This is a genomic window from Pseudomonas sp. MWU12-2345, from assembly GCF_023242385.1.
Classification (GTDB): Bacteria; Pseudomonadota; Gammaproteobacteria; order Pseudomonadales; family Pseudomonadaceae; genus Aquipseudomonas; species Aquipseudomonas gingeri_D.
The window spans coordinates 36,084-53,292 of sequence record NZ_JALLJA010000012.1; the positions used below are offsets into that span (position 1 = coordinate 36,084).

Sequence of the window (17,209 nt, forward strand, 5' to 3'; positions counted from 1 at the left end):
GGGCAGTCCTTAATCAGGGTCATTGCGAGTCTTTCGCCTCGGCTTCGGTTGACGCGGGTGCCGCGGGTACAGGTTCGACAAGCGGGGCCGACGCGGGTTTCGATTCTGACTCGGGCTCCTCGGGAGCCGGGCTCTGAACCGGGGCCGGCGCGGCCGCTGGAGCCGTCGGCGCAGGTGCAGGTGCCGGAGTAGCAGTCGAAACCGTCGGTGCAGGAGCAGCCGCTGGCGCAGGGCTGGAGCGGTAATCGGCCCGGCGCTTGAGCTGGAACTCACGCACCGCGTTGTTATGGGAGTCCAGGTCGTCGGAAAAGACATGGGTGCCATCGCCGCGCGCCACAAAGTACAGGCTGTTGCCCGCTACCGGGTTCAACGCGGCGTGAATCGCCTCGCGTCCGACCATGGCAATCGGCGTCGGCGGCAGGCCGACATTCATGTAGGTATTGTAGGGATTGGCCTCACGCAGGTGGGCACGGGTGAGCTTGCCGGTATAACGTTCGCCCAGGCCGTAGATCACCGTCGGGTCGGTCTGCAACAACATGCCCTGTTGCATCCGCCGCACGAACACCCCGGCGATCTGGCCGCGCTCCTGGGGCACGCCGGTTTCCTTTTCCACCAGCGATGCCATGATCAGGGCCTGATAAGGCTCGGTATAGGGCGCATCGGCGGAGCGTTTCTGCCACTCCTGGGCCAGGACGCTATCAAGACGATCATAGGCCTTCTCCAGCAGTTCGGCGTCGCTCATGCCACGCACGAAGCGGTAGGTGTCCGGAAAGAAACGCCCCTCGGCGAACACATCCTTGTGCCCCAGCCTGGTCATGACTTCACTGTCACTGAGACCGCTCAGGGTCTGCTGGAGCTTTTCGTTCTTGGCCAGAGCCGCACGCACCTGGCGGAAATTCCAGCCTTCGACCAGAGTCAGGCTGTACTGCACCACTTCGCCGCGCTGCCACAGGGACAACAGCGCACGCACGTCCATGCCCGGCGTGATCCGGTACTCGCCACTGTGCAACGGCACCCCGGCCAGATTGAAACGCCAGTAGAGGCGCAGCCAGAAGGCGTCCTTGAGCAAGCCTTCGGATTCGAGTCGATTGAAAGTGCCCGTCGGTGTCGCACCGGCCGGGACATCCAGCAGCTGTTCCTGCGTCAGGTTGAGGGGCTGCTCCAATGCCGAATGCAGCTTCCAGGCGGAACCGCCCAGCAGCAAACCGGCCAGCACCAGAACGGCTTGCAGCAGCACCAAGAATTTACGTCTCAATTCAAACTTCCAATAGCACGCGGGCAATGCCTTGCAGTTTACGGGTGAGCGGGCCAACCGACCAGCTCAGGTCGGCAAAAGCCCGAACGGGCCAGACACCGTAGACACTGTTACAGAGAAAGACTTCATCAGCTTGCCGGAATTGCTCCAGGCTGATATCGGAAATATCAACAGGGATTGCCAGTGCCTGCGCCTCTTCCAGCAACTGGGCGCGCATCACCCCCGCCACGCCGCAACGACTGAGGTCGGCGGTGCGAAGCACACCCGCCCGCACCAGGAACAGATTACTGAACACGCCTTCGATCACCCGACCGGAGGTGTCGAGCATCAAGCCTTCGGCCTGTTCGCCCCCCTGCCATTCGGCACGGGCCAGGACCTGCTCCAGGCGATTGAGATGCTTGAGCCCGGCCAGCAGGGGCTGCTCGGACAAACGTGTCGTACAGGGGAAAAGGCCAATGCCGTGCTGCTGGTAGGCCTGTGGATAAGTCGGCGGCGGGCTGCCTTGCAGGATCCGTCGCGGTTGCGCATCGGCCGACACCACATAGCCGCGCTGGCTGTCACCCCGGGTGAGAATCAGCTTGAGCACGCCCTCCCCCAGTGCCGCACCGTAGGCGAGCAACTCGCGGCGAACCAACCCGTGATCCGCCGCGATACCCAGGCGTCGACAACCTTCGGCCAGGCGTTGCAGGTGCCGCTCGAGCAGCAGCGGCTTGCCGGCTTTCACGGCGATGGTCTCGAACAGACCATCGCCGTAGGCCAGGCCGCGGTCCTTGAGGGACAACGCATCGCCCGGCCGGCCGTCGACCCAGCTGTCCATCACTCGGCGAACCGGCGGAACACCAGGGAGCCGTTGGTACCGCCAAAGCCGAAGGAGTTGGACAGCACCACATCGATGGGCATGCGCCGGGCTTCGTGGGGCACGAAATCCAGGTCGCAGCCTTCATCAGGCTCATCGAGGTTGATGGTCGGCGGTGCAACCTGGTCGGCGATGGCCAGCACGCTGAAAATCGCCTCGATGGCACCGGCGGCGCCCAACAGGTGGCCCGTCATCGACTTGGTCGAACTGATCGCCAGCTTGTAGGCATGCTCACCGAACACCCGCTTGATCGCCTCGGCTTCGGCCAGGTCGCCGGCCGGGGTAGAAGTACCATGGGCGTTGATGTACTGCACCTGATCCAGGTTCAGCTTGGCATCGCGCATGGCATTGGCGATGCAGCGGGCCGCACCGGCACCGTCGTCGGGTGGCGAGGTCATGTGGTAGGCGTCGCCGCTCATGCCGAAGCCGATCAGCTCGGCATAGATGGTGGCGCCTCGGGCCTTGGCGTGCTCCAGCTCTTCGAGCACCAGGGCGCCAGCACCGTCGGACAGCACGAAACCGTCACGCCCCTTGTCCCACGGACGGCTGGCACGGGCCGGCTCGTCATTGCGCGTGGAGAGCGCCCGGGAAGCACCGAAACCGCCCATGCCGAGGCCGCAAGCCGCCATTTCGGCGCCACCGGCAATCATCACATCGGCTTCATCGTAGGCAATATTGCGCGCCGCCATGCCGATGCAGTGGGTGCCGGTGGTGCACGCCGTCGCGATGGCATAGTTCGGCCCCTGGGCGCCCAGGTGGATGGACAGGAAACCGGAAATCATATTGATGATCGACCCGGGCACGAAGAACGGCGAAATACGCCGTGGCCCCTGGTCGTGCAACGTGCGGCAGGTCTGCTCGATATTGGTCAGACCACCAATACCCGACCCCATGGCCACGCCGATGCGCTCACGGTTGGCATCGGTCACTTCAAGGCCGGCGTTACGCACTGCCTGGAAACCGGCTGCCAGGCCGTATTGAATGAACAGGTCGAGTTTGCGGGCTTCTTTGGCCGACAAGTACTCTTCGACATTGAAACCTTTTACCGAGCCGCCAAAACGGGTGGTATAGGCAGAAAGGTCTGTGTGTTCGATCAGACCAATGCCACTACGGCCAGCCAGAATGCCTTGCCAGGTACTCGGAACATCCGTACCCAATGGCGACAACATCCCCATGCCGGTGACTACGACGCGTCTACGCGACACAGCACTCTCCTTTATCCTGTTGACGACACTTTGCCTCACACCTAAAGAAAAAACCGCACGCCGTGATGGCAGTGCGGTTTTTCCATGACAGCGGGCAACGACTACAAACTATTACGCCTGATGGGCAGTAACGTAATCGATAGCTGCTTGAACGGTAGTGATTTTTTCAGCTTCTTCGTCAGGGATTTCGGTCTCGAATTCCTCTTCCAGAGCCATCACAAGCTCAACGGTGTCAAGGGAGTCGGCACCCAGGTCTTCAACGAAGGAAGCAGCCAAGGTGACTTCTTCTTCTTTGACGCCCAGTTGCTCGGCAACGATTTTCTTGACGCGTTCTTCGATGGTGCTCATACCTTGTTTTCACTCCTAATGGAAAAATTCAGGCAGCTGGCCGGTGGGTAAGTGTATAGAAAGGCTTTTCAGCTTTTCAACCGAAAGCTTCAGCCTTTGTCCCCCTTTGCCCTCTGCCCCTCAATAAGTTGCAGCTTTATAACGGATTTTAGACAGCTGGTATGACATTTTTTTGAAGCAATCCGTCACATTTGAATTACATGTACATCCCGCCGTTCACCGGGATTGTAGCCCCAGTCACGTATGCCGCACCGTCCGAAGCCAGAAAAGCGACCACTTGCGCGATCTCTTGAGCCTGGCCCAGGCGGCCCAGCGGAATCTGCGTCAGCAAGGCTTCACGCTGCGCTTCAGGCAATTCACGGGTCATATCGGTGTCGATGAACCCTGGAGCCACCGAGTTTACCGTAATCGAGCGCGAACCGACTTCACGCGCCAATGCACGGCTGAAACCTTCGAGGCCGGCCTTGGCTGCCGCGTAGTTTACTTGGCCTGCGTTGCCCATGGCACCCACAACCGAACCAATATTGATGATTCGGCCCCAACGGGCCTTGGTCATGCCGCGCAGAACGCCCTTGGACAGGCGGAACAGGCTGTTGAGATTGGTATCGACCACGTCGTACCACTCGTCATCTTTCATCCGCATCATCAGGTTATCGCGGGTGATACCGGCATTATTGACCAGGATCGCCGGCGCACCGAACTGCTCGCCGATGCTCGCCAGAACGGTGGCAACCGACTCATCGCTGGTTACATTAAGTTCCAGACCCGTGCCTTGAATGCCATGCTCCTTGAGGGTCGCGGCAATTCGCTCGGCACCGGAGGCCGAGGTCGCGGTGCCGATGACCACGGCGCCAAGACGCCCCAGCTCGAGGGCGATGGCTTGGCCGATGCCACGGCTGGCGCCGGTGACCAGTGCAACTTTACCTTGCAGACTCATGCAGGCTTCTCCTGATTCAGGCCCGCGCCGCGCGCGTGGCGGCGAAGGCATCCGGGGTATTGAGGTTGGACGTGTTGACGCCATCGGCGCAACGCTTGTTCAGGCCGGCCAGCACCTTGCCAGGGCCGCATTCGACCAGTTCGGTGGCGCCGTTGGCCGCCAGGCACTGGACCGACTCGACCCAACGCACCGGCTTGTAGAGCTGTTCCAGCAGGTCGCGCTTGAGGGTAGCGAGGTCCGTGGCCACCTGGGCACTGACGTTCTGCACCAGCGGGATCTGCGGTGCCTGCCAGTCGATGGCGGCAACGGATTCGGCAAAACGCTCGGCGGCCGGACGCATCAGTTCGCAATGCGACGGTACGCTGACCGGCAGCGGCAGGGCGCGCTTGGCACCCTTGGCCTTGCAGGCTTCCATGGCGCGCTCGACGGCGGCCTTGGCCCCGGCGATCACCACCTGGCCCGGCGAGTTGAAGTTCACCGCGCTGACCACTTCACCTTGTGCTGAGTCGACGCAGGCCGCAATCACATCGGCATCGTCCAGCCCGAGGATCGCCGCCATGGCCCCCTGCCCGGCCGGAACCGCTTCCTGCATCAGTTGCCCACGGCGCTCCACCAATTTCACCGCATCACCCAGGCTCAGGCTGCCGGCGGCGACCAGCGCGCTGTATTCGCCCAGGCTGTGACCGGCGACATAGGCCGGACGCGCCCCACCTTCAGCCAGCCACAGGCGCCACAAGGCGACGGAGGCGGTGAGGATCGCGGGCTGGGTCTTGTCGGTCTGGTTCAGTTGCTCTTCCGGCCCCTGCTGGGTCAGTGCCCAGAGGTCATAGCCCAGGGCATCGGAGGCTTCTTTGAAGGTCTCCAGGATCAGCGGGTATTGCGCGCCCAGCTCGGCAAGCATGCCGAGGGACTGCGAACCCTGTCCTGGAAAGACGAATGCGAGGGATGTAGACATGTAACAAGCCCCTAATGATCTTGTCGTCGAAGAATTGACGTCCCGCCTTGGCGGACGCAAGAAACTGTCAGTTTGGATGGCTGATTGAACTGAGCGGTCACATTTAAGCATTCCCGCGGGAAAACGCCTAAAGCAATAGCTCCTCCAGGCGACCATGCAGGCGCTCGGGGAGGTTTTCCTGGATCTCGATCAGGGCTCGGGCAATCGCGCTCTGGAAACCCTCGACCCCGGCGGAGCCGTGACTCTTGATGACAATGCCCTGCAAGCCGAGAAAACTCGCGCCATTATGCCGCGCCGGAGCGAGATCGGCCTGCAGGCGCTTGAGCAGCGGCAAGGCCAGGGCACCCACCAGGCGCGAGGCCAGGTTCTGCCTGAACAGCGCCTCGATCCGCGCGGCGATCATGGTCGCCAGGCCTTCGCTGGACTTGAGCAGGATATTGCCGACAAAACCGTCGCACACCACCACATCGGCCTCGCCGCGATACAGCCCGTCGCCTTCGATGAAGCCGATGTAGTTCAGCCCCCGCGCCTGCTGCAACAGCGTCGCCGCCAGCTTGACCTGCTGGTTGCCCTTGATGTCCTCGGTGCCGACATTGAGCAGCGCAACACGCGGCCGCAGCACGCCAAGAGCCTCGGCGGCCACCGCCCCCATCACGGCGAACTGGAACAGGTGCTCGGCGCTGCAATCGACGTTCGCCCCCAGGTCCAGCAACTGGCAATAGCCGCGCTGGGTCGGGATGGCCGCGACCATGGCCGGACGATCAATCCCCGGCAAGGTCTTCAGCACATGCCGCGACAAGGCCATCAAGGCCCCGGTATTGCCGGCACTGACACAGGCCTGGACCTTGTCATCGCGCAGCAACTGCAAGGCCACGCGCATCGACGAATCCGGCTTGCCACGCAGGGCCTGGGACGGACGCTCATCCATGGTGATGATTTCGCTGGCAGGCGTAATGGTCAGGCGCGCGCGATCCACAGTCGGATAACTGGCGATCAGAGGTTCAAGCTGGGAAGGTTGACCGACGAGGGTCAGGTGCAGCGAGGGTGTAGCAGACAGACAGGCAATACTGGCCTGGACAATGCTGCGGGGACCGAAGTCCCCGCCCATTGCGTCGATCGCGATGATCTGAGCGGACAAGATTTACTCGTCAGCGCCCTTGTCGATCACTTTGCGGCCACGGTATACGCCTTCTGGCGATACGTGGTGACGCAGGTGAACTTCACCGGTGGTCTTTTCCACGGACAGGGTGCTTGCCTCGAGGGCGTCGTGCGAACGACGCATGTCACGGGCGGAGCGGGATTTTTTGTTCTGCTGAACAGCCATAATTGATTAACTCCTAAACGTTTGGGTCACGCTTTAACTGCGCCAATACACTGAACGGGTTGGACCGCGTTACCTCGTCCTCGCTCGGTTCGGGCTCATCGAGCCCCGCCGGCTGCTGGCATTCTTCCGGATGATGAGCAGGCACAATGGGCAAGGCGAGCAGAAGCTCTTCCTCGATCAATGCCTGCAGATCCAAAGGATCTTCGCCCAGTTCCAGCACGTCATAACCTTTCGGCAACGACTGGGTATTCGCACCCTCCTTCACCACAGCATAACTGCATTCGCTGTGGATCGGCAGGGTGACCAGCTCAAGACAACGCTGGCAAACCATTTTGACCTCGGTGTCGATAAAGCTGTGAATCATCACGGCCTTACGTTCATCTCGTTCAAAAACGAATTTAGCCTGCACCGTACCGACAGTGTCGGAAAGCGAGTCGCAGAGTCTCTCCAAATCGGCCAGCAGCAGTTCACCTTGAAGGGTGGTGCCACGATCAGCCAATTTGCGCGGGTCAACGTGAGGTGGAATCGGGTCATTCAACATAGGCGCAGCATTCTAGGGATGCACCCTGCCACTGTCAAAGGAAATTAGGCCCTGTCCGTCAGCCGGCCGGCCGACTAGAATCGGCGACCTGCCTCAGGAGAACCGCATGCTGCCCTTGTTACTTGCCTCAAGCTCGGCCTATCGCCGGGAATTGCTGACCCGCCTGCGCCTGCCTTTCACTTGCGCCTCGCCGGATATCGACGAAAGCCAGCGTCCCGGCGAAGCCGCCATCGAGCTGGTCAAACGCCTGGCCGAGGAAAAGGCCCGGGCCCTGGCCGCCCATCATCCGGCGCACCTGATCATCGGTTCGGACCAGGTCGCGGTACTCGACGGACGGATACTCGGCAAGCCCCACGGCTTCGAGAAAGCCCGCGAACAACTGCTGGCCGCCAGCGGCACTCGCGTGAGCTTTCTCACCGGACTGGCGCTGTTCAACAGCCAGACCGGGGCATGCCAGGTGGACTGCGTCCCCTTCAGCGTGCAGATGCGCAGCTTGACGGTCGAACGCATTGAACGCTACCTGCACGCCGAACAACCCTACGACTGTGCCGGCAGCTTCAAGGCCGAGGGACTGGGCGTAAGCCTGTTCCAGAGCACGGAAGGACCGGATGCCACCAGCCTGATCGGACTGCCGCTGATTCGTCTTGTGGACATGTTGCTGGCCGAGGGAATGCAGATTCCGTAATCTTGTTTATCGCAGAACCCTCAGCCTGCCGGCTGATCGCGAGCAAGCTTGCTCCTACATACCGGAACCCTGCATTCCACCCATAAAAAAACCGGTCATTCACGACCGGTTTTTTTATGGCTGCACGAACATCAGCGCAAGGTCGGACCCTGGAAGCCCATCCACATCGCCAACTGCTCGGCGACACTGGCACCCAGCTTTTTCGAGAAGCGATCGAAAGGCGATTCCTGAACGGTAAAGTCCACCAACTCCTTCTCGCCGATCACATCCCGCGCCACCGAACTGGCACTGCCCAGGCCGTCGATCAAGCCCAACGGCAACGCCTGCTCGCCGGACCAGACCAAACCGGAGAACAGCTCGGGATGATCCTTGTCTTTCAGGCGATCACCACGCCCCTTCTTCACGCTGGCGATGAACTGGTTGTGAGTCGTGTCCAGCACACTCTGCCAGAACTTGGTCTCATCGGCCTTCTGCGGCTGGAACGGATCGAGAAACGCCTTGTGCGCCCCCGAGGAGTAGGCACGACGCTCCACACCCAGTTTCTCCATGGTGCCGACAAAACCGTAGCCGGCCGCCGTCACACCAATGGAACCGACCAGACTGGACTTGTCGGCATAGATCTCATCCGCCGCACTGGCAATGTAATAGGCACCGGAAGCCCCGATATCGGAAATCACCGCATACACCTTGGTATCCGGGTGCAGACCACGCAGGCGACGAATCTCGTCAAACACATAACCGGACTGCACCGGACTGCCGCCCGGGCTGTTGATACGCATGATGATCGCCTTGACCTTCGGATCCTCGAAGGCCGTACGCAGGCTGCCGACAATATTGTCGGCACTGGCCGACTCCTTGTCCGCAATCACCCCGCGCACCTCGATCAGGGCGGTGTAGTGAGCCCCACGACCGGCGCTCTTCTCCATATTGATCAGCGGCGAGAACATCACCAGCGCGCCGAACAGATACACAAAGGTCAGCAGCTTGAAGAAGATCCCCCAGCGCCGCGAGCGACGTTGCTCCTGTACACCAGCCAGCAAGGTCTTTTCCAGCAGCTTCCAGCTCCTGTCATCACCCGAACCCGATTCGGCATTCGCCTTTGGCGGCGCGCCCCATTCATCAGACATGCGTACTCACCCCAACGAATTCAATTGACCCGGCCATCGAGCCAGGCATGCAACTGTGGAAAACTGTCAATCTCCAGGCGCGGCTCGAACACCCGCAACTCATCCATCGACAAGGCACCATAACCTACAGCCACTGAATCCATGCCAGCATTGCGAGCCATTTGCAAATCGAACACCGAGTCCCCGACCATCAGGGCCTGGGAAGCCGGGACACGACAATGGGCAAGAATCTGCTCAAGCATCAGCGGATGCGGCTTGCTGGCGGTTTCATCGGCGGCACGGGTGATATCGAAATAATCCGACCAGCCATGGGCGTTCAATACCCGGTCCAGGCCGCGACGGTTCTTGCCGGTCGCGACCGCCAACTGGTAGCCGGCGGCGCGAAACGCCTCCATGGACTCCAGGACGCCTGGAAACAGCGGCGAAGGAACCGTTTCAAGAGCAATGTAGCTGTCGGCATAGTGCTGGCGAAAAACCACCAGTTCTTCATCGCTGATCGCCGGGTACAGGGTGCAGATCGCTTCCGGCAAGCCGAGACCGATAATGCCCTTGACCGCCGCCTCATCGCGCGGGACAAAACCCGAACGCGCGGCCGCCACCCCCATCGACTCGACAATCCGACCAATGGAATCGGCCAAGGTGCCGTCCCAATCGAAAATCAGCAGCTTGTATTCAGACCGCACTCAGTCGCTCCACCGTCTTGGCCCACATTTCATCCACCGGCGCCTGCAACTTCAGTTCGCCGCCATCGGGCAGCGGCACGGTCAGCATATAGGCGTGAAGGAACAGGCGCTTGCCGCCCAGATCGCGGATTTCCTTGGTGAAACCATCGTCACCGTACTTGCTGTCGCCGGCAATACAGTGCCCGGCGTGCAAGGTGTGCACACGAATCTGGTGGGTCCGACCGGTCACCGGCTTGGCCTCGACCATGGTGGCGAAATCACCGAAACGGCGCAGCACCTTGAACACCGTGAGCGCCTCCTTGCCCTCCTCGTTGACCTCGACCATGCGCTCGCCGGAGCGCAGGTTGCTCTTGAGCAAGGGCGCGCGCACCTGCTTGATCGAAGCCGCCCAGTTACCACGCACCAGGGCCATATAACGTTTATCGATGCCGTCGCCGCGCAGCGCTTCGTGCAAATGGCGCAACATGCTGCGCTTCTTGGCGATCATCAGCAGTCCGGAGGTGTCGCGGTCCAGGCGATGGACCAGTTCCAGCTCCTTGGCATCCGGGCGCAACTGACGGAAGGCTTCGATCACGCCATAGTTCAGGCCGCTGCCGCCGTGCACGGCAATACCGGCCGGCTTGTTGATCACGATCAGGGCCTTGTCTTCAAACACGATCGAAGCCTCCAGGCGCTGCAACAGCCCCTGGGCCAAAGGCACCGGTTCGTCGCGCTCGGGGACGCGCACGGGCGGAACCCGCACGATATCGCCGGCCTGGAGTTTGTACTCGGGCTTGATGCGCCCCTTGTTCACTCGCACTTCGCCTTTGCGCAAAATGCGGTAAATCAAGGTCTTGGGCACACCCTTGAGCCGAGCGAGAAGGAAATTGTCAATGCGCTGGCCGGCATATTCCGGCGAGACCTCAAGCAGTTGTACGCCTGGAGTCGGGGGGGTAGTCGTCGTCATGCCGGCGATGATAACAATTTTTTATGGAATTGAAGCACTTAATCATTGCTGCTATAGTCGCGAACGCCGCCAAAAGCGGCTGGACAGAGGACCAACGGCCAACAGCCGGCCCTGCCCAACGCAATTCATCAGGATGCGAGGCCGTCCTACGGGGCTTTCGCCGTTCGAGGAAAGGTTCGCGATCGTAACGAGCGCAGGTGACATGAGGCCTGAAGCGCGCCGGAAAACTGAGTCAACACTCGTTTCCCGAGCCGGTATTAACGGCCAGTTCACAAAGTGCAGTCGGTCACGAGTCACACCTGGGCGAAGGCATCGGAAACAACGCCTAATTAGCCATGAGCGTGCTTTTCCCTTTCGGAGAACACGGTAAATGCCAACCCGCTGCGGATTCTGCGCGCGGCCGCACCCGAATTATCAGGGATACGTGTAGGGTGGAGATGCACAACCGTCGGACTGTGTAGCATTAGGCTTTATCAAGACGCTTCATATCGTCCACACCCGCGGTTGATTCCTCCTCCTGACAGAGCTTTTGCTTGTGAGGTGCCTTTTGTCACCCCAAGAAGCAGGACGCGTGAGTCGCGACTTCGTCCCCTCTGGACGAACCTCGCCAGACACAGGAATGGCCAACCACTCCTGACGCACCTGACACCGACCGTGAGAAGTCGTGTGTGCCGAACGCCGTTTCCGGCAGCCCGGAAACCGACGGTACTACATGAAAAGAATGCTGATTAACGCAACTCAACCCGAAGAGTTGCGTGTTGCCCTGGTAGACGGCCAGCGCCTCTACGACCTGGACATCGAGTCCGGTGCACGCGAGCAGAAGAAGGCCAATATCTATAAAGGCCGGATTACTCGCATCGAGCCAAGCCTTGAGGCTGCCTTTGTCGATTTCGGCTCTGAGCGCCACGGCTTCCTGCCGCTGAAAGAAATCTCCCGCGAATACTTCAAGAAAGCCCCCGAAGGCCGCGTCAATATCAAGGACGTCCTGAGCGAAGGCCAGGAAGTCATCGTCCAGGTCGAGAAAGAAGAACGTGGCAACAAGGGCGCCGCCCTGACCACCTTCATCAGCCTGGCCGGTCGTTACCTGGTACTGATGCCGAACAACCCACGTGCCGGCGGTATCTCCCGTCGCATCGAAGGCGAAGAGCGCAATGAACTGCGTGAAGCGCTGAACGGCCTGGTGGCCCCGGCCGACATGGGCCTGATCGTGCGCACTGCCGGCCTTGGCCGCAGCAGCGAAGAAATGCAGTGGGACCTCGACTACCTGCTGCAACTCTGGACCGCCATCAAAGAAGCCTCGCTGGATCGCTCCGCGCCTTTCCTGATCTACCAGGAAAGCAACGTGATCATCCGCGCCATCCGCGATTACCTGCGCCAGGACATCGGCGAAGTGCTGATCGACAGCGTTGAAGCCCAGGACGAAGCCCTGACCTTCATCCGCCAGGTGATGCCGCAGTACGCCAGCAAGATCAAGCTGTATGAAGACAGCGTGCCACTGTTCAACCGTTTCCAGATCGAAAGCCAGATCGAGACCGCCTTCCAGCGCGTCGTCGAACTGCCTTCCGGCGGCTCCATCGTCATCGATCCGACCGAAGCCCTGGTGTCCATCGACATCAACTCGGCGCGCGCCACCAAAGGCAGCGACATCGAAGAAACCGCGCTGCAGACCAACCTGGAAGCCGCTGAAGAAATCGCCCGTCAGTTGCGCCTGCGCGACATCGGCGGCCTGATCGTCATCGACTTCATCGACATGACCCCGGCCAAGAACCAGCGCGCCGTGGAAGAAAAAGTCCGCGAGTGCCTGGAAGCCGACCGTGCCCGCGTACAAGTCGGCCGTATCTCGCGCTTCGGCCTGCTGGAAATGTCCCGTCAGCGCCTGCGTCCGTCCCTGGGCGAAAGCAGCGGCATCGTCTGCCCGCGTTGCAACGGCACCGGCATCATCCGTGACGTCGAATCGCTGTCCCTGGCGATCCTGCGCCTGATCGAAGAAGAAGCCCTGAAGGACCGCACCGCCGAAGTCCGCGCCCAGGTGCCGATCCCGGTTGCAGCCTTCCTGCTCAACGAAAAACGCAACTCGATCACCAAGATCGAACTGCGCACCCGTGCACGCATCGTGATCCTGCCGAACGATCACCTCGAGACGCCGCACTTCGAAGTGCAACGTCTGCGTGATGACAGCCCGGAAGCCCACACCAACCAGTCCAGCTACGAAATCGCCGCTGCCGCTGCCGAAGTGGAAGAAGTCCAGCCGGCTGCGGCCACCCGCACCCTGGTTCGCCAGGAAGCGGCGGTCAAGACCGCTCCGGTCCGCGCCAACGCTCCGGTTCCGGCCGAAGAAGTCGCCGCTCCGGTTGCCGCACCCGCACCGGTTATCGCCGAGCCAAGCCTGTTCAAGGGCCTGGTGAAGTCGCTGGTCAGCCTGTTCGCCAGCAAGGAAGAGCCTGTTGCACCGGCCGTGGTTGAAAAACCGGCAGCCGAGCGTCCGGCCCGTAACGAAGAGCGTCGCAACGGTCGCCAGCAGAGCCGCAACCGTAACGGTCGCCGCGATGAAGAGCGCAAGCCGCGCGAAGAACGTGCGCCACGTGAAGAACGTGCACCGCGCGAGCCGCGTGAAGAACGCGCCCCACGGGAAGAACGTGCGCCGCGTGAAGAGCGTGCGCCACGTGAAGTCCGCGAAGTGCGTGACGAAGCCCCGGCCGTAGCCCGCGAGGAACGTGCTCCACGTGCTCCGCGTGAAGAACGTGCACCGCGCGCCCCGCGTGAAGATCGCAAGCCACGTGGCGAGCGTGAAGAACGCGTGCGTGAACTGCGCGAGCCGCTGGATGCCGCACCGGCCGTCGCCGCTGCTGCAACGGCTGCTGTAGTCGCTGAAGAGCGTCCAGCCCGTGCGCCACGTGAAGAACGTCAGCCGCGTGCACCGCGTGAAGAACGCCAACCGCGTGCCGAGCAACCTGCTGTTGCCGGTGAAGAAGAAGTGTTGCAGGGCGAAGAGCAACTGCAGGACGACGGCCAGGACAACGCCGAGGGTGGCGATCGTCCACGTCGCCGCTCCCGTGGTCAGCGTCGCCGCAGCAACCGTCGTGAGCGTCAACGTGATGCCAACGGCAACGTGATCGAAGGTTCGGAAGAAGGCAGCGAAGAGCACCACGAGCACGCTACCGGTACCGAACTGGCTGCCGGCCTGGCCGTGACCGCCGCTGTCGCCAGCAGCGTGATCAGTGCTCCAGCCGAAGCCGAGGCGCACCAGCAGGCCGAACTGGCCACTGCCGCGATCCAGGAAACCCCGGTGGTTGAAGCTCCGGTCGTTGAAGCCACCACCCCGGTGGAAGCGCCAGCGGTACCGGAAGTGGAAGTCGCCCCGGTTCGTGAAGCCGAGCCTGTGGTTGAAGCCGCCGTCGAGCCAGCGGTTGCCGCTGAACTGCCGGTATTCGTGGCGCCTGAACCGGCCATCGAAACCGCGGTTGTCGAAGCGCCAGTCGTTGAAGAACCTGTTGCTCCGGCCCCTGTCGTCGAAGCTCCGGTTGCGGAGTCCGCGCCAGAGCCGGCTCAGGAAGTCCAGGCCACGTTCCAATGGTCCGAGCCAGCCGTCGAAGCACCTCAGGCACCCGTGACCGAAACTGTGGTGGCTGAAGAGCCAGCCGTGGTTGCACAGCCAGAGCCTGCTCCAGTCGTGGCTGAAGTCGCTGCACCGGTTGCCGAGGCGGCTCCGGCCAGCGCCCTGACCAGCAACGGTCGCGCTCCGAACGATCCGCGTGAAGTGCGTCGTCGCAAGCGTGAAGAAGAGCGCCTGGCTCAGGAAGCTGCCGAACGTGCCGCTGCTGCCCCCGCAGTAGAAGCCGTGGTCGCTGCCGAACCGACGCCTGCGCCTGAAGCGGCTCCAGCGGAGTTCGTGCCGGCTGAAAGCGAAGCGGCTGCACCGACCATCGACGAAAACCTGCAGTCCGTCGAAGAAGTGGTTGAACATAACCACAAAGCCCAGGAAGAAGCCCACGAGCCTAAACCCCTCGCCTGATTCTGACGGCTGTTGAAAAGCCCCGCCTGCAGCGATGCAGGCGGGGCTTTTTTTGTCCGCCATTCATCGCCCACCTCCTTTCCTGCCTGAAGATCCAGCCGCCATGCAGCAAGGAAAAGCCCTACATCACAAACTGAAGCCAACTGACTGACTCCCGCTTTTCGTCGGCGCACAGTCAGCCTCTCAGGGACGGGTGAGAGGGCAATGTTCATGAAGAACGCAAACAAGAGGCTAGCCTGGTGCTTTCCTTTCAAGGTCGCAGGTGCTCGCAGCCGGGAAGTCGCGGACCCGCAAACCTGCTACGACGCCCTGGCCAAAGCCACGGGCGGCACCTACCCGCTGGGGCAAGGCGGCCTCTGGCATGGCGGGGTGCATTTCGACAAGAACACGGCGGCGCTCCTCGACCAGGAGGCCGTACGTTGCATTGCCGATGGCGAAGTCATTGCCTACCGCATCGATCAGGCCTACCCCACCTCCCCCAAGGCCAACGGCGAGCCGGCGGCCTATTCAACGGGGTTCGTGCTGATCAAGCATTGCCTGAGCCTTCCCGGCCAGCCGTACAGCGCAATCTCCCCGCTGTCGCCACAGTCGCTGACGTTCTACAGCCTCTATATGCATTTACTCAGTTGGGAGCACTACCAGCGCGACCCCGGCAGAGCCAGGCCGGCTTTCTGGATGGTAGAACCTCAAGCCAAGGCCCGGGTCATCTCTCTCGATACTCCGTTCGCCATCAAGGCCGGAGCACTGATCGGTCATCCCGGCATCTTCAGTACACCCAGTCATGGGGATGGCGAAGGCCTGCTGCATCTGGAAGTCTTCAGTTGCGACGATGTGCCGGCCTTTATCGAAAAGAGTCGCGCCTATGCCGCCAGCCTCCCCGAGAGTGAAAGAAGCCTGGCCCGCATCAGTAGAATCGCCAGTGCTCTGGTGCCACACACTCCTGATATCAACGCCAGTCACCCGCCGAAGATGGCAAAACGCAGCCTGCGGACGCTCCCGGGCCTGATCCTGCCGCGGGTGGTCCTCGATAACCTGCCGTCCGATCACCGGATCCGCGACACCTTTGCCCTGCCCGGCCTGAAGCCCTACACCCAGCACTGGTGGCACCTCAAGAACCGCATGGCCGATGCCAGTGGCCAGCGTGTCAGCGGCTGGCTGGGCGAGAGTGCGCTGTTCTTCGACGACTACAGCCCGTGGGATTGGGCCGGCTTTGATTGCCTGCGCGAAACGACCTGCCATAGCGAACAGCTGGCCTGTCACTTCCAGGCCATGGAGTTGTTCAGCAAGGCACAACAGGCCGACTACGACTTGCAAGTGCACAAGGCGAACAACGGCCCGATCAAGACCCGACTGCGCCAGATTATCCAGGGCAACGCTGATTCCATCGCGGTCAGCCCGCTGCTGACACCAAAGCGAGTTCGCGCCGCGCTGGACAATCCCCATCACGCCCAAGCCATTTCGCAGTTGATTGTTCATTATGAAAGCGAGTGGTTCTGGAACCCCGCCAAATGGAATGAGCTGGATCACCTGCTACGACACAGTGACAGCGAACCCAATAAACGCTGGGAGCAGGAGAAAAAGCGGATTCAGAAACTGTCCTGGTGGGCCGAGTTGGCGGGAAAGCATGGGATCAATCCGGACGGGAAAGCCTGGTACTTTCATCCCATCGGGTTATTGGCAAACTTTGTGGTCATCGAAGATGAAAACGACCTCAAGTGGCTCACGGTGGAGCGAGGACAACTGACGTTTGATGTGGAAGGTAATGATATTGATGATCCAACCCATCCGCTACATATCTACTTCAGTCGCAAGGTGCACTGGCCGGGTGGGGCATCGGGAATAACCATTGGTCGCGGGTATGATCTGGGACAGAACAAAAATGCCGAAGCCGATCTGGCGGCGGCCAATATTCCTGAGCCGTTGTATAGCTGGTTGATTGACGCCAAAGGGCTTCGTGGTCAGGCGGCAAGAAACTATCTCAAGGCTGCCAGCCTGGAGATAAAGAGGTTTTCCATATCCAGAAAGCAACAGCATGATTTATTCATCCCAGTCTATGAATTCATGAAGAGCGAAGTTATCCGAATTTCAGAGAAGCTTTCCAAAAATCGCGAATATGGAGCCCTGGACTGGGACGCAATAGAAAAAAGAATTCAGGATCTGATAGTCGACTTAAGATACAGAGGAGACTACGACGCTGACGCCAGACTCCTATTGCAAAGGCACTTTGTAGAAAACGATCTCCCAAGGTTATTGAACATCATGAGCAACCGCTTGAATTGGCCTAACGTACCATCCGACAGGTTCAATAGACGTATAAGGCATTTGAGGTAACTTT

General features: G+C 60.9%; 15 protein-coding genes. 3 read left to right on the forward strand and 12 right to left on the reverse strand.

Going from position 1 to position 17,209, the window contains the following annotated elements; all coding sequences use genetic code 11:
* Positions 1-19 precede the first annotated feature (19 nt).
* The 9 genes from mltG to M5C71_RS21970 form a co-directional block, all read right to left on the reverse strand.
* On the reverse strand, positions 20-1,255 hold the full coding sequence (gene mltG, locus M5C71_RS21930) for an endolytic transglycosylase MltG (protein WP_103496778.1): 1,236 nt from the start codon (positions 1,253-1,255) through the stop codon (positions 20-22).
* A gap of 1 nt (position 1,256) precedes the next feature.
* Positions 1,257-2,072, reverse strand: a complete 816-nt coding sequence (pabC, locus tag M5C71_RS21935) for an aminodeoxychorismate lyase (RefSeq protein ID WP_248768714.1) — start codon at positions 2,070-2,072, stop codon at positions 1,257-1,259.
* Entirely contained in the window at positions 2,072-3,316 is a 1,245-nt protein-coding gene (gene fabF, locus M5C71_RS21940; RefSeq protein WP_248768715.1) for a beta-ketoacyl-ACP synthase II, read from the reverse strand. Before fabF ends, pabC begins: the two co-directional genes overlap by 1 nt.
* A gap of 111 nt (positions 3,317-3,427) precedes the next feature.
* The gene (gene acpP, locus M5C71_RS21945) at positions 3,428-3,664 is read right to left on the reverse strand and encodes an acyl carrier protein (protein WP_152737125.1); all 237 of its coding nucleotides are present in this window, start codon (positions 3,662-3,664) and stop codon (positions 3,428-3,430) included.
* 196 nt (positions 3,665-3,860) lie between these two features.
* Entirely contained in the window at positions 3,861-4,601 is a 741-nt protein-coding gene (gene fabG / locus M5C71_RS21950) for a 3-oxoacyl-ACP reductase FabG (protein ID WP_103496774.1), read from the reverse strand.
* 16 nt (positions 4,602-4,617) lie between these two features.
* Positions 4,618-5,556, reverse strand: coding sequence for an ACP S-malonyltransferase (gene fabD / locus M5C71_RS21955; RefSeq protein WP_103496773.1), 939 nt, complete (start codon positions 5,554-5,556; stop codon positions 4,618-4,620).
* Positions 5,557-5,683: 127 nt separating this feature from the next.
* Positions 5,684-6,694: a phosphate acyltransferase PlsX gene (plsX, locus tag M5C71_RS21960; RefSeq protein ID WP_283094042.1), complete on the reverse strand. Its 1,011-nt coding sequence runs from the start codon at positions 6,692-6,694 to the stop codon at positions 5,684-5,686.
* 3 nt (positions 6,695-6,697) lie between these two features.
* Positions 6,698-6,880, reverse strand: a complete 183-nt coding sequence (gene rpmF / locus M5C71_RS21965) for a 50S ribosomal protein L32 (RefSeq protein ID WP_003179396.1) — start codon at positions 6,878-6,880, stop codon at positions 6,698-6,700.
* Positions 6,881-6,893: 13 nt separating this feature from the next.
* Entirely contained in the window at positions 6,894-7,421 is a 528-nt protein-coding gene (locus M5C71_RS21970; protein WP_100940760.1) for a YceD family protein, read from the reverse strand.
* Between the two features lie 106 nt (positions 7,422-7,527).
* Here M5C71_RS21970 and M5C71_RS21975 point away from each other — a divergent pair, with 106 nt between their 5' ends.
* Positions 7,528-8,106, forward strand: a complete 579-nt coding sequence (locus M5C71_RS21975) for a nucleoside triphosphate pyrophosphatase (protein WP_248768716.1) — start codon at positions 7,528-7,530, stop codon at positions 8,104-8,106.
* Positions 8,107-8,237: 131 nt separating this feature from the next.
* On the opposite strand, the gene sppA is transcribed toward M5C71_RS21975, so the two are convergent.
* The 3 genes from sppA to rluC are packed head-to-tail and all read right to left on the reverse strand — an operon-like array spanning position 8,238 to position 10,862.
* Positions 8,238-9,233, reverse strand: coding sequence for a signal peptide peptidase SppA (sppA, locus tag M5C71_RS21980; protein ID WP_248768717.1), 996 nt, complete (start codon positions 9,231-9,233; stop codon positions 8,238-8,240).
* Positions 9,234-9,253: 20 nt separating this feature from the next.
* Entirely contained in the window at positions 9,254-9,916 is a 663-nt protein-coding gene (locus M5C71_RS21985; RefSeq protein WP_248768718.1) for an HAD-IA family hydrolase, read from the reverse strand.
* A complete protein-coding gene (gene rluC, locus M5C71_RS21990) occupies positions 9,906-10,862 on the reverse strand; it encodes a 23S rRNA pseudouridine(955/2504/2580) synthase RluC (protein WP_103496768.1) in 957 nt (318 codons plus the stop codon). Before rluC ends, M5C71_RS21985 begins: the two co-directional genes overlap by 11 nt.
* A 712-nt stretch (positions 10,863-11,574) precedes the next feature.
* Here rluC and rne point away from each other — a divergent pair.
* Entirely contained in the window at positions 11,575-14,874 is a 3,300-nt protein-coding gene (rne, locus tag M5C71_RS21995) for a ribonuclease E (protein ID WP_248768719.1), read from the forward strand.
* Positions 14,875-15,078: 204 nt separating this feature from the next.
* Entirely contained in the window at positions 15,079-17,205 is a 2,127-nt protein-coding gene (locus M5C71_RS22000) for a hypothetical protein (protein WP_248768720.1), read from the forward strand.
* Positions 17,206-17,209 lie beyond the last annotated feature (4 nt).